The following is a 12,613-nucleotide window of genomic DNA, read 5'->3' as shown; positions in this document are numbered from 1 at the left end:
CGTGCCACCAAAAATGTTTCGCGATTGTAAAGTCTTCTCAGGCTTGATCGCGTTCTTTTTTCAGCTCTTGTACGGCCCGTTGCAGCGAAGGGGCTAGCGGGCGCCGTTGTTGGCACTTCGGGCTCCAGATAGAGCCGCTGAGCAACTCATCGAGTGCGGCGACCACCATGTCTTGCCCCTCCAGCAGGGTGAGGGACTCCAGCGGAACGGCCAGAGGGCCTCGAAAAAAATGGCGGATGCGCTGGTCATCGCGCTGTTCAAACCAAGGGGCCAGATCGCTGCCAGCCCAATTGATCTCTTCTTCCAGTTCGCGCCGCAAGGCCACCTCAGGGGTTTCCCCGGGATCGAGATGTCCTCCAAAGAGGGCCCACTGGCCGGGATAGAGAATCCCCTCGGTGTCGTCACGCAGCTGCAGCAGCCAGCGGCCGTCGCATTCGATCATCGCGATGGCCACTTCGTTCATAGGCGTCTGAGGGCCACGATCGGATCGAGTTGGGCGGCGCGGCGCGCTGGAACAACGCCAAAGAACAGACCGATCGAGCCGGAGAGCAACACCGTGCCCAGCACGCTCACCGCTCCAATGCTGGCGGGTAGCGGGGTGAACGCCGCTACCGCCATCACCGCGCCAACCCCAAGACCGCTGCCCAGCAAGCCACCAAGGCTGGAGACCACCAGCGCTTCGACCAAAAATTGCAGCAACACATCACCGCTGCGGGCTCCCACGGCCTTGCGCAGCCCGATCTCTTGGGTGCGCTCACTCACCGACACCAACATGATGTTCATGATCCCGATGCCGCCCACCAAGAGGGAAATACCGCCAATGGCGGCAAGCATCAAGGTGAGCCCTCCAGTGATCGTGCCCACGATCGAGAGGGCATCTTTTTGGGATCTCACAGCGAAATCGTCTTCCCGCAGGATCCGGTGCCGTTGCCTCAGCAGGTTGGTGATCTGAAACCTTGCGGCACTAATGGATTCCGGGTCGCGGGCCTCAACGCTGATGAAGCTCAAGGAGGTGCCATAGGTGGGATCACGTCCACTCAGGCGGTTCACCATCGTGGTCAACGGCACGTAGGCCGCATCGTCTTGGTTTTGTCCCAGGAAGGCCCCCTTGGAGGCCATGATTCCGATCACCTGGAAGCTCTGGTTCTTGATGCGAACAGAGCGTCCGATCGGCGAGCCTTCAGGCAGCAGTCGCTCGGCTAGATCGGGTCCGAGCACCGTCACGGTGCGCGCAGCTTTGAGGTCTTCGTTTGAGAAGAAACGGCCCTGGGCCATGTCGAAGCGCCGCACCGAGAGAAATTCCGGCGTGATTCCCGTCACGGTCACCGTGGCGCTGAGGTTGCCGGCCCGAACCGTTTGGCTGGTGGTGATTTGAGGGGCCACTTTGGCCACGCTGGGCACCTGCTCCGCGATGGCGTCGGCATCGGCCAAAACCAGGGTTTTGGGATTGCTAATGCCACGCCGGCGGGTGTCGTTATTGCCCGGCACCACAAACAGCACGTTGGCCCCCAGGCTGCTGAGCTGATCTTTGGCGAGATTTTGGGCGCCCTGCCCCACACCCACCAGGGTGATCACCGAAGCATTGCCAATGACGATGCCCAGCATCGTCAGCAGAGAGCGCAAGCGGTTGGCCCCGAGCGCGCCCAGGGCCATTCCGACGGTTTCACGGAGCGGTAGTCGGGCAACGACCACCGCGGCGGATTCAACCGATCGTGTCGGCGCTGCTGTGGTCATGGACGTGGGTGCCGCGGTGCACCATCCCGTAGCGGACATCGAGGGTAACCACCTCTCCTTGGCGCACGTCGCGGGTGGCATTGGCCACCCCTGTGATGACTGGGATCCCGAGACGCTGGCCGATCACAGCGGCATGGCTTTGGCTGCCATCTTCTTCAGCGATCACCCCCCCGCAGCGGCGAATGGCTTCGAGGTAGTTCGCATCGGTGTGCGGCACCACCAAGATCCCGCCGGCTTCGATGCGGGCGGCTTCCTGGGGTGAATTGGCAATGCACACCTGGCCGCTCACCGGTTGGCTGCCAAAACCTGTGCCCCGTCCCAGCACGGCTGAAACGATGCCCACCTTGACCAGATCGGTGGATCCACTGACGCCGGCCAGAGTTCCAGCGGTTTGGATCACCAGATCGCCGTCTTGCAGCAACTTCTGTTCTTGGGCAACACCCATGGCAAGGCTGAAGGTGCGGCTGGTGGAGGCCTGGGTGGCAATCACCAGGGGATTCACACCCCAAACCAGTTGCAGCTGGCGGGCCACCTTGACGTCGCTGGTGATCGCCAGGATTGGCGTTGAGGGGCGGAACTTGCTGACGGTGCGCCCCGTGGCGCCACTTTTGGTGAGCGTCAAGATCGCGGCCGCATCGAGTTGGGTGGCGATCGTGCTCACCGCCATGCTGATGGCGTTGGGGATCGTGCAGGCCAGCTGGGTGTCGGGCTGGCGGTTTGGGTAATCCTTTTCAATGCGCCTGGCGATCCGGTCCATGGTTTCCACGGCCTCAACGGCGTAGTCGCCAACGGCGGTTTCGTTGGAGAGCATCACCGCATCGGTGCCATCGAGGATCGCGTTCGCTACATCGCTCACCTCAGCGCGGGTGGGCCGGGCATTGGCCACCATGCTGTCGAGCATCTGGGTGGCCGTGATAATCGGGATGCCCATGGAGTTGGCCTTGCGGATCAGCTCCTTCTGCAGCAGGGGCACTTCCTCGGCCGCCATCTCCACGCCCAGGTCGCCACGGGCCACCATGACGCCGTCGCAGAGCGGCAGGATGGCGTCGATCTGATCGATCGCCTCAAATTTTTCGATCTTGGCTACCACGGGTGTGGCATGGCCCAAGGAGCTGATTAGCTCCTTGATCTCCTGCATATCCGAGGGGTTGCGCACAAAGCTGAGCGCCACCCAGTCGACGCCGAGCTGCAAACCAAAGGCCAGGTCATTACGGTCTTTGGCCGTCAGCGCGCGGACCGAGAGCAGGCAGTCGGGGAAGTTGACGCCTTTGTTGTTGGAGAGCTTGCCGCCAACGGTGATCTTGCAGTGCAGGGTCTGTTCGGCCTGGTCGATCCAGTCGACCTTCATCTCCACCTTGCCGTCATCAAGAAGGATGCGGCTGCCGGGCTCCACTTCGCTGGCCAGCTTGTCGTAGGTGACTGTGGCGATGCTTTGGGTGCAGGGCACATCGCGGGCCGTTAGGGCGAAGGAATCCCCCTTGGCCACGGTGATTGGACCGTCGGCAAAACGGCCGAGGCGGATCTTGGGCCCCTGCAGGTCTTGCAGGATTCCAACATGAACTCCCAGTTCATGGGCCACCTGTCGGATCGTGGCGGCGCGCTGGGCATGCTCCTCGTGATCTCCGTGGGAGAAGTTCAGTCGGAAGGTTGTGGCACCGGCCAGAATCAGCTGCCGAATGCTGTCTGGTGATTCTGTGGCCGGCCCGATTGTGGCGACGATTTTGGTGCGTCGCTGATGATCGGGCAGGGGCATGGACCGGGCCTGAAGCGTTGCGGAAGCTACCACCCGAACGTTCCCATGGATCTCAACAATTATCAGCGGCAAGCGCGCAACACAGCCCTGTACCCCGATCTGGGCAGCAATCCCATCTATCCAGCCTTGGGGCTCTGTGGGGAAGCCGGAGAGGTGGCTGACAAGGTCAAGAAGGTGTTGCGGGATGAGGCAGGGGTGTTTAGCGATGAGCGCCGCCAGGCCATCGCCTTGGAGCTTGGTGATGTGCTCTGGTACGTGTCTCAACTCGCCGATGAGCTGGGCTTCAGCCTGGAGACCGTGGCGCAGGCCAATCTGGACAAGCTGGCCAGTCGAGCCCAGCGTCAGGTGATTGGTGGCAGTGGAGATCAGCGATGAAACGCGCCTTTTTGATGGCCCTTGTGGTGCTTGCCCTGTGGTTCCCGCAGCCGCTCTGGGCCGCTGAGCTGAGCGTTAGTGATTTGCAGCTGGCCCCTTGCCCAGAGGGTGACGCCGGCGCCCAGCCGGATTTGAAGCGGCCTGTGGGGGCGAGCTGCTATGCCCTGCGCGGTGTGGTCCACAACCCCGGCAAGCGGGCCGTGGTGGATGCCGATCTGTTTGCACAGATCTTCGATCGCGGCGGTGAGCCTGCTCTGCAGAACCGCACCCGGGTCGGATCCCTTGGCGATGTGCCGCCTGGTGATTCCGACTTTGCTCTGCGCTTATCGATCCCTGCGGGCACCCCAGAGCCTTTGAGCGTGTCGAAGGCACGGGCCAGGGGCTTTACCGCGCCCGTGCGCACCCGCGCTGGCTCAGACGATGAATTGCTGCCCTTGGAGCTGGAGCTGCAGGGCTAAGGCCCTTTCCGGTGCTCGATCTGTTGACTTCACGCCTGAAGGGTTGCCCAAGCCACCACAAAGGCCAGCCCCACAAACCCCACAAGGCTGAGGTGAAAGCCGTCTTCGAAGATCTTTTCGGCCGCCCACAAAATCACGCAGACACACAAGCACCTGATCGCCAAGTCCATGGGTGCGGTGAAATTTTCGAAAACCATGCGTCAGCAAGGTCAAGGAGCCGTTGCCTTGGGGTAAACATTCGGTAAACACTTGGCTAAGACCAGTGCTCAGTGCTCAAGCCTCTGGTTGGCTTGCCTTGCTGTAGGGCACTGATTTGGGTTTGCGGTATTGGCGATAGCCACCAGCCAGGCGTTCCAGGCTTTCAGCGATGTGTTCGTCACTGCAGCCACTCATGGCCTTAAGGCGGTCCAGTAGCCAAACCACCTCGTTGAGCGTTTCTTGAGTGGCAGCCGCCACTTGCTCGCGGTTCACCTAACCAATCAAAAACACCTGATTAGTTTGCTCCACCAGCTGGCCTTGTGGCCTGGGTTTGGTGCTGATCAGTAACCGAAGCCACCGCTGTAAAACGATGCGCTAGCGCTTGAGAGGAGTGACTGCAGCAGGTTTAAGGCGATAAAGGCAATGATCGCCGACAGATCCAGACCGCCAAGGGGAGGGATCAAACCTCGGAAGACATTCAGATAGGGATCGGTGATCGAGCTGACAGCGCTCAGTACAGGGTTGCCCCAGTCAAGGTTGGGAAACCAGCTCAGCAGGACACGAACGATCAGCACGACCGTGTAGATGCTCAAGGTTTGAGCCAGAACACCGAGTAGGAAGCTGAGATCCATCGTGCGTGGGATTTACCCGAATCTATCCAGCATCTCTTTTAAAGGAAGAGGGGCTGTGGTGGCAGCCCCTGATGGGTCGACAGCAATCAAAGACCCAGGAACATCGCTGGAATGCGATCAAGGGCATGAATTCCGGCCATCTGTGAGAGCACATTGACGAGCATTCCGGCCAGGTGAGCGCCACCGACAAGGGTTAGACCACGCCAGAGCTTTTCGTAATTGGCTGGGGGCTTGCCAGCACCCCAAGCGGCCGACACGCCAACGAAATTGACCTTCTTGCTCACCTTGATAGGCAAAGGAGTGCCTTTGGTGAGGTTGCCAAGCAGGATTGAGGCCGATCCGTTGTTGCGATCGCTGGTCACAAAGTTTTGCTCCAGCGCTGCCATGCGAACAAAGTTGATCATTGGCATACCGCTCGCTGAGGTCCAGGCCCTGGAATAGGGAACGGTGTCTGCACCGAAGACTTCGCTGTATTCGGCGGAATCCACCAGGCTGTCAACCAAGGCGTCGAAGCCATGGGCGGCTTGTGTTGCAATCGCAGCGGAGATTTCTTGCTGATGCAGCGGCGGGCGGCCCAACAGGTGTTTGAAGGCCAGTTCAATTCCCCGATGTGGTGACACCACCGAGAAAAAACGATCTCTGTAGAAGTCACGCTTCACCAAGGCCCGCACGAATTCGCGAATGCTCAGTGAGCCATGGCTGAGCTGGGATTCCAGCTCAGCGGCGCGCTCGTTGTCCATGACATAGCAGTTGCCATGAAGATGCCGGTAGGCGGCATGTATGGCCTCCTGCAACGTTGCGCTATCGGAGGGTGAGTAATAGTCAAAAGTCACCCGGTGCGGGCATTCCTGGTGATCACGGGCGCCAACACCCAGCTTCATTTGAGCGCAGGAATCCCTCAGGAAATCGGCAGTGGTGAGGGCGGCAACACTGCTAGCCCCATTGGAGTTGTTGTAAGTAACGCCCTCTGTTTTGGTGATCCCACCAAAGTCCATCTTGGGTGACAGGGAGTTGTCCATGGGGCGTCAAATGTGGGTTCAGCTGAGGCCACGTCCACAGCAATAAAGCCTGGCTTGGGTGGCACTAGAAGGGCTTTTATCAAGCCTTCAAGCCAGCTCAAACTATTCGCTATCACTGCAACAACATCGCCGGGCAATCAAACTTGAATTACCTCAAAGAAAATTTGCGTTGAGGAATGTGAAAGTACGAACTTCAGGCTGTTTTTATGTGCTGCTTCTGCTGCGCCGCTTCGGCGCTGACGTTGTTTAAGGCAAAGGTGCGATGAAATTTTTCGGTGAGGCTGATCCAAAACGAACGGCCTTCGCTCTGGCGTTTGCGTTCGATGAAGCCGTGCTGGAGCAGCTCTTTGATGTGGTCGTAGGCCCCACTGCCGCGAAGGTCCACCAGCTCCGATTGGAGGATCCTTTTTTTCAGCGCCACCGTGGCCAGGGTCCGCAGGCTGGCGGTGCTGAGGTCCACAGGAACCAGTTCTTGCACTAAGGCCGCCAGGTTTTGGCGCAATTGCAGGCTGTAACCAGCGCTTTCCTGGCGGATTTCCAGCGCCGTATCGCGGTGGGCGTAGTCCGCCATCAAGGTGATCAGCGCTAGCTCCACCTCATCGCGCTCACAACCGGCGAGCTCGCTCAATTCCGCCAGGCTCAGGCAGCGCCCCTTGAGGTAAAGGATCGCCTCGAGTTGGGCCGGAAGAGAGAGCTCGGTTGAGACCATTGGCGCAACGTAGCGGTCGTTTTTGCCTCAGGCCAGGAAAAGCTGATAGGCGGGGTTATTGGTCTCCTCCCAGCTTTGGAAGGGCAGCCCAGCCAAAACCTGCTGCCATTGCTCCAACTCCTCAGCTGGAACTTGGACTCCCACAACGATCCGGCCCACATCAGAGCCCTGGTTTCGGTAATGAAAAATGCTGATGGTCCAGCCCGGGTGAAGGGCTTCCACAAACGCCATCAGGGCACCGGGGCGTTCGGGGAATTCGAAGCGATAGAGCCTTTCAGGGACTGGGTCTTGCCCTGGTGCTGCTTCTGGTAGCCGCCCGCCCACCATGTGGCGCAGGTGCAATTTGGCCAATTCATTGCTGGAGAGATCCACGCAGGAGAATCCCCCCTCTTCCAGCAAGGCCATTAATGCCATGGCGTCTTGGCGGTTGCTGGTCTCCACCCCCACGAAGATTTGTGCCCGGTGCCCGCGGGCCTGGCGATAACTGAATTCCGTCAGGCTGTGACTGCCAAGCAAACGGCAGAACTGCCGAAGGCTGCCGGGCTGCTCAGGAATTTCCACGGCCAGCATCGCTTCGCGTTGCTCGCCCAATTCCGCCCGTTCGGCCACAAAGCGCAGCCGCTCGAAATTCATGTTGGCGCCGCAGGCCACCGCCACCAAGGCGCTGCCCTGGGGCCAACGGGCCGCGTCGGCTTTCAAGCCAGCCACAGCAAGGGCTCCAGCAGGTTCAAGGATTGAGCGGGTGTCTTCAAAGACGTCTTTGATGGCGGCGCAGATGGCATCGCTATCGACCGTCACCATCCGGTCCACCACCTGTTGCGCCACGCGAAAGGTTTCTTCCCCCACTTCCCGCACAGCCACGCCATCGGCAAACAGCCCCACCTGCTCGAGCCTTTGGCGCTCGCCGGCTGCGAGCGAGCGGGTCATGGCATCGGCATCCTGCGGTTCGACGCCAATGATCTGAACACTTGGCCAGAGGGCTTTGACGTAGGCGCCAACCCCAGCAATCAGCCCCCCTCCCCCCACGGCCAGGTAGATCGCCGCCGGTGGTTCATTGCATTGGCGCAGGATTTCCATGCCAATGGTTCCTTGCCCAGCGATGACTTCGGGGTCATCGAAGGGATGGATAAAACACAGCCCCCGCTCCTGCTCCAGGATTCGGGCCTGGGCCTGGGCGGCGTCAAAGCTGTCGCCATGGAGCACCACTTCAGCTCCGCGGCTACGCACCGCTTCAACCTTGGTGCGCGGCGTTGTCACCGGCATCACGATCACCGCTGAGCAGCCCAGGCGCTCGGCGGCCAAGGCCACGCCCTGGGCATGGTTGCCGGCACTGGCTGCAATGACCCCGCGCTGCAGCTGTTCGGCGGGCAGCTGCACCATCTTGTTGAAGGCGCCCCGCAGCTTGAAGGAGAAAACCGGTTGCAGGTCTTCGCGTTTGAGCAGCACCGAATGGCCCAGCCGCTGCGATAGGCGCGTGGCTGGCTCCAGTGGCGTTTCGCGGGCCACCTCATAGACCCTGGCGCGCAGGATCCGCTGCAGGTAACCCTCCATGACCTGGTCTTGATTGCCTCCATCCTCCCGGTTTGCTGCCGTTGATGCCATCAACCGTTGGGAAGGGGTTTTAGATTTGTCGCTTACGGGACGTCAGCCGAATGCATCTCAGCGAGCTGAGTCATCCCAATGAATTGCATGGTCTGAGCAGCTCAGAGCTCGAAGACGTTGCGCGACAGATCCGTGAGAAGCACCTGAAAACCGTGTCCACCAGTGGTGGTCACCTGGGCCCAGGCCTGGGGGTAGTGGAGCTCACCTTGGCCCTCTATCAAACCCTTGATCTCGACCACGACCGGGTGGTGTGGGACGTGGGCCACCAGGCCTATCCCCACAAGCTGATCACCGGGCGTTTCAACGAATTCCACACCCTGCGCAAGAAAGATGGTGTGGCTGGCTATCTCAAGCGCTCAGAGAGCAGCTTTGATCATTTCGGCGCAGGCCATGCCTCCACCAGCATCTCGGCGGCCCTGGGCATGGCGATTGCCCGCGATCGCCAGGGGCAAAACCACAAATGTGTTGCGGTAATTGGCGATGGAGCCCTCACCGGCGGCATGGCCCTGGAGGCCATCAACCACGCCGGCCATCTGCCGAAAACGCGCCTGTTGGTGGTGCTGAACGACAACGACATGTCGATCTCACCACCGGTTGGGGCCCTCTCCAATCACCTCAACCGCATGCGGCTTAGCCCGCCCATGCAATTCCTGACGGGCAGTGCGGAAGAAGCGGTGCGTCATCTGCCCTTCATGCAGGGCCAAGTGCCAGCTGAGCTCAACCGGATCAAAGAGGGCATGAAGCGCTTGGCGGTGCCCAAGGTCGGTGCTGTGTTTGAGGAGCTTGGCTTCACCTACATGGGCCCGGTTGATGGCCATGACATCGGGGCCCTAGTGCGCACGTTCCAGGAGGCTCACCGCAGCGAAGGCCCGGTGCTGGTGCACGTGGCCACCACCAAGGGCAAGGGCTACCCCTATGCCGAAGCCGACCAAGTGGGGTATCACGCCCAGTCGGCCTTTGATCTCACCACCGGGAAATCCTTCCCGGCGAAAAAGCCCAAGCCCCCCAGCTACAGCAAGGTGTTTGGCCAAACCTTGGTCAAGCTCTGCGAGCAGGACTCACGCATCGTTGGCATCACTGCGGCGATGGCCACTGGTACCGGCTTGGATTTGTTGCAGAAGGCCGTTCCCGATCAATACGTCGATGTGGGCATTGCCGAGCAACATGCCGTCACCCTGGCCGCAGGGATGGCTTGCGATGGCCTCAAGCCTGTGGTCGCGATCTACAGCACGTTCCTGCAGCGGGCCTACGACCAGCTAATCCACGACGTGGGGATTCAAAAGCTGCCGGTCACCTTTGTGTTGGACCGCGCCGGCATCGTGGGCGCTGATGGCCCCACCCATCAAGGCCAGTACGACATCTCTTACCTGCGCTGCGTCCCCAACTTCACGGTGATGGCGCCCAAGGACGAAGCCGAGCTGCAACGCATGCTGGTGACCGGTTTGCGCCACAACGGTCCCATTGCCTTGCGCATCCCACGGGGCTCCGGTGAGGGTGTTCCCTGTTTGGAAGATGGCTGGGAACCCCTCGAGATCGGTCGCGGTGAACTGCTGGCTGAGGGTGATGATCTGTTGATCGTCGCCTATGGCGCCATGGTGGCTCCAGCGATGGCCACAGCTGGTCTGCTGCAAGAGCAGGGCATCCGCGCCACCGTCGTCAATGCCCGCTTCCTGCGTCCCCTTGATGAAGCGTTGCTGGTGCCTCTGGCCAAGCGTATCGGCCGCGTGGTGACCATGGAAGAAGGCTGTTTGGCCGGCGGTTTTGGTGCTGCAGTGATGGAAGCGCTGCACGACCGTGATGTGTTGGTGCCGATGCTGCGGTTGGGCATCCCGGATCAGTTGGTGGATCACGCCAGCCCCGATGAATCCAAACAAGCCCTTGGTTTGACGCCGCCGCAAATGGCTGATCGCATCTGCGAGCGCTTCGGCTCGGCCTTTGGCGATCGTCTGCAGCGCCAAACCCTCTCGGTGTGAGTTCTGGAGCGTTGCTCCGTGCTGGTGGTGGGAGCCGGTCCTGCGGGGGCTGAGCTCGGGCGTTGCCTGGCCAAAGCCGGCGTTGATGTCTGCGTGATTGACCGCTTGCCTGACCTAAGGCGGGCGGCCTTCAGCAGTGCTGCCATGCCGATGGCAGCTGTTGAGGAGTTTGGCTTGCCCGCCCAGGTGGTGGGTTCGCGCTGGACGAGCTGGAACTTGCTGGGGCCTAGCGGGCAGTGGCGCGCTTGGCAGCAGCAGCAGCCCTTGGGGGTGGTGCTGGATTTCGGGGCCTTGCGCTGCTGGCTCAGTGAGCAACTGCAAGCGTGGGGCGGCTGTTTGCAGTTGGGTTGGACCGCCCTTGGCAGCGAATCGGCAGCCGATGGCGGGGTGATCACCCACTGCCGTGATGCCAGCGGCGCCCGCCGCAGCATCCGCAGCGATTGGCTGATCGATGCCAGTGGTCAGCAACGGGCCTTGATTGGCGATGGCGCCTTGGCTCCCGATCCGATGGTGAGCGGGGTTGGCTTGGAGTGGTTGCTGCAGGTGAATCAGCAGCAGTGGTTGCGCTGGCAGGGCAGCTTGTCGTTCGTGTTGGGTTCCCAGTGGGTTCCCCAGGGCTATGGCTGGGTGTTTCCGATGCAGCCAGGTGTGCTCAAGCTTGGGGTGTGTCGTTTATTGGATCCACGCCGCCCCCAACCGGGCTTGCAAACCTTGCAGCAGCAGCTGTTGGCGCAGTTGGATTTGGCCAATGCTGAGGTGCTGGATCGCCATGGCGGTTTGATGCGCAGCCGCATTCGGCGCCAGGACTGCCACGGCCGTGGCCGGCTCGTGGCCCTGGGCGATGCCGTGAGTACTGGAAATTTGTTGGGGGGAGAGGGGATTCGCCATGCCATGACCAGTGCTCGCGTGCTGGCTTCGCTGCTGCAGCATCCGCAAGCTGACCTGACCAGTCGCTACCGCAAAGCGCTTCGTCAGCAGCTCGGTTGGCGTTGGAATTTGAGCGGCCGTTTGGCCCGGCGCACCTGGCTTGGCTTGCACAGCCCCAAGTCTGATCAGCGCCTCGAGCATTGGCTCAGAGCGCTTGAACGTTGCAGCGCGGTTGAGCTCTCCGCGCTGCTGTTTGACTATCGCTTCGAACGCTTTGGTTGGCGCGCCCTGCCCTACGTGCTTGGGCTAGGGCGCTAGGGACCCGCTCTTCAGAGAACGCCGCTGGCAGCCAAGCCTTGGATGCTGGCGATGCCGATCACGTGACCCAGGCTGGTGGTGCCGAGCAGCGCGCCCATGCCCATGCCGCCGAAGAAGGAGCTGTTGGGCAGAGCACCGCCCTCATTTGGGTACTTGATGGTGGCTTTGCCGATGGCAATGGCCATGACGTTGCAGAGGATCATCACCAAACCAACCTTGGGGCTCCAAGCCACGGTCGCGGGAGCCAAGGCGAGCAGAGGAGACACCAATGCGGGAAACAGGGTCATGGGGAGAGGCGCCTGCAGGCAGACGGGTCAAACGGGATGTCCCCGGAATCATCCTTTGAACTGTTCGCTTTTGTGTCAGCTCGTAAGAGTTGTTCACCGCCAAAACCCAGCAGCAAGATCAGATTGCTAAGGCTCAAAAAGGCTTCCGCCCCGCCATGGAGCCAGTCCACATTGGCCAGCTCGGCGTCGTAGCGCAGCTGAGCTACCAGGGCGGCGGCAATGGTGATCACCACAAACAGCAGGGTCAGGGCAAAGCCCAGCAAAGCCAGCCGCGGAAAGCGCTGACTCCGCCAAGCCCACCACAGAAACAGCAGATAGGGCAGCAGCGAGAGGGCAAACAGTGGGGCGGCAGGATCGTTCATGCGGCCTCCTGGCGTTGACGGCGCCAAATCCACCAAGCCGCCATGGCCAGAGCGCTATTGCCCACCAGGGTTAGTGCGGCTTGAACGGTGACCAGCCAGTGCAGCTCAGGGGCGTTATCAAACAAGTGCCATGTGCAGGCGCAGAGGGCGCTCGCCAGGGCCGGCAGCATCGCCACCGCCAGCCAGCGCCATTCCGGCTCGGCGCGCCGCTCTCCCCAGAGCGTCACCGCGGCAATCGCCAGCATCCACTCCAGAACAGAACTGATGTGGATCACCCAGGTGTGAAAGGAGAGGACGTGCATGAACCTCAGCGAAGATCCGTAATG

At 61.0% G+C, this 12,613-nt stretch carries 15 protein-coding genes; 4 read left to right on the top strand and 11 right to left on the bottom strand.

The features are described from left to right. Positions 1-37: 37 nt before the first annotated feature. From SynMINOS11_RS07095 to pyk, 3 genes are read right to left on the bottom strand one after another with little or no spacing between them, the layout of a single operon-like run. The gene (locus SynMINOS11_RS07095; protein ID WP_186547570.1) at positions 38-463 is read right to left on the bottom strand and encodes an NUDIX hydrolase; all 426 of its coding nucleotides are present in this window, start codon (positions 461-463) and stop codon (positions 38-40) included. Beyond that, entirely contained in the window at positions 460-1,734 is a 1,275-nt protein-coding gene (locus SynMINOS11_RS07090) for an ABC transporter permease (RefSeq protein ID WP_186547568.1), read from the bottom strand. Before SynMINOS11_RS07090 ends, SynMINOS11_RS07095 begins: the two co-directional genes overlap by 4 nt. Next, positions 1,703-3,487 carry a pyruvate kinase gene (gene pyk, locus SynMINOS11_RS07085; RefSeq protein WP_186547566.1) on the bottom strand — a complete coding sequence of 595 codons (1,785 nt, stop codon included), beginning with the start codon at positions 3,485-3,487 and terminating at the stop codon, positions 1,703-1,705. Before pyk ends, SynMINOS11_RS07090 begins: the two co-directional genes overlap by 32 nt. 45 nt (positions 3,488-3,532) lie before the next feature. Here pyk and SynMINOS11_RS07080 point away from each other — a divergent pair, with 45 nt between their 5' ends. Together SynMINOS11_RS07080 and SynMINOS11_RS07075 are read left to right on the top strand one after the other, a co-directional pair. After that, on the top strand, positions 3,533-3,862 hold the full coding sequence (locus tag SynMINOS11_RS07080; RefSeq protein ID WP_011935815.1) for a nucleoside triphosphate pyrophosphohydrolase family protein: 330 nt from the start codon (positions 3,533-3,535) through the stop codon (positions 3,860-3,862). Beyond that, a complete protein-coding gene (locus SynMINOS11_RS07075; RefSeq protein WP_011935814.1) occupies positions 3,859-4,320 on the top strand; it encodes a hypothetical protein in 462 nt (153 codons plus the stop codon). Before SynMINOS11_RS07080 ends, SynMINOS11_RS07075 begins: the two co-directional genes overlap by 4 nt. Before the next feature lie 273 nt (positions 4,321-4,593). Here SynMINOS11_RS07075 and SynMINOS11_RS07070 read toward each other — a convergent pair whose 3' ends face one another. The 5 genes from SynMINOS11_RS07070 to ilvA all read right to left on the bottom strand — a co-directional run bounded on the left by SynMINOS11_RS07070 (position 4,594) and on the right by ilvA (position 8,429). Beyond that, positions 4,594-4,791, bottom strand: a complete 198-nt coding sequence (locus SynMINOS11_RS07070) for a hypothetical protein (RefSeq protein WP_186547564.1) — start codon at positions 4,789-4,791, stop codon at positions 4,594-4,596. Between the two features lie 68 nt (positions 4,792-4,859). Then, positions 4,860-5,150, bottom strand: coding sequence for a YggT family protein (locus tag SynMINOS11_RS07065; protein WP_011935811.1), 291 nt, complete (start codon positions 5,148-5,150; stop codon positions 4,860-4,862). A gap of 86 nt (positions 5,151-5,236) precedes the next feature. Then, positions 5,237-6,169 carry a phycobilisome rod-core linker polypeptide gene (locus SynMINOS11_RS07060; protein WP_186547562.1) on the bottom strand — a complete coding sequence of 311 codons (933 nt, stop codon included), beginning with the start codon at positions 6,167-6,169 and terminating at the stop codon, positions 5,237-5,239. Positions 6,170-6,362: 193 nt separating this feature from the next. After that, on the bottom strand, positions 6,363-6,878 hold the full coding sequence (gene scpB, locus SynMINOS11_RS07055; RefSeq protein ID WP_186547560.1) for an SMC-Scp complex subunit ScpB: 516 nt from the start codon (positions 6,876-6,878) through the stop codon (positions 6,363-6,365). Positions 6,879-6,905: 27 nt separating this feature from the next. Then, positions 6,906-8,429, bottom strand: coding sequence for a threonine ammonia-lyase, biosynthetic (gene ilvA / locus SynMINOS11_RS07050; protein ID WP_186547558.1), 1,524 nt, complete (start codon positions 8,427-8,429; stop codon positions 6,906-6,908). 101 nt (positions 8,430-8,530) lie between these two features. Here ilvA and dxs point away from each other — a divergent pair, with 101 nt between their 5' ends. Both dxs and SynMINOS11_RS07040 read left to right on the top strand, forming a co-directional pair. Beyond that, entirely contained in the window at positions 8,531-10,453 is a 1,923-nt protein-coding gene (gene dxs / locus SynMINOS11_RS07045) for a 1-deoxy-D-xylulose-5-phosphate synthase (RefSeq protein WP_011935807.1), read from the top strand. Positions 10,454-10,477: 24 nt separating this feature from the next. After that, positions 10,478-11,638, top strand: coding sequence for an NAD(P)/FAD-dependent oxidoreductase (locus SynMINOS11_RS07040; RefSeq protein ID WP_370586198.1), 1,161 nt, complete (start codon positions 10,478-10,480; stop codon positions 11,636-11,638). 11 nt (positions 11,639-11,649) lie between these two features. Here the strand turns inward: SynMINOS11_RS07040 and psaK are convergent, their stop codons facing one another. Genes psaK through SynMINOS11_RS07025 form a run of 3 tightly spaced genes read right to left on the bottom strand, consistent with a single transcriptional unit; the run spans position 11,650 to position 12,589 of the window. Continuing rightward, positions 11,650-11,925: a photosystem I reaction center subunit PsaK gene (psaK, locus tag SynMINOS11_RS07035; protein ID WP_011935805.1), complete on the bottom strand. Its 276-nt coding sequence runs from the start codon at positions 11,923-11,925 to the stop codon at positions 11,650-11,652. After that, positions 11,922-12,287 (bottom strand): DUF3593 domain-containing protein, encoded by a 366-nt coding sequence (locus SynMINOS11_RS07030; RefSeq protein WP_011935804.1) that lies wholly within the window; start codon positions 12,285-12,287, stop codon positions 11,922-11,924. The genes psaK and SynMINOS11_RS07030 overlap by 4 nt, the downstream gene beginning before the upstream one ends. Beyond that, positions 12,284-12,589, bottom strand: coding sequence for a DUF2499 domain-containing protein (locus SynMINOS11_RS07025; protein ID WP_011935803.1), 306 nt, complete (start codon positions 12,587-12,589; stop codon positions 12,284-12,286). The genes SynMINOS11_RS07030 and SynMINOS11_RS07025 overlap by 4 nt, the downstream gene beginning before the upstream one ends. Between the last annotated feature and the right edge of the window lie 24 nt (positions 12,590-12,613).

The organism is Synechococcus sp. Minos11 (assembly GCF_014279855.1).
Taxonomy (GTDB): Bacteria; Cyanobacteriota; Cyanobacteriia; order PCC-6307; family Cyanobiaceae; genus RCC307.
The sequence above is the reverse complement of the archived record's forward strand: the minus strand, read 5'-3'. Positions and strand labels throughout refer to the sequence as shown.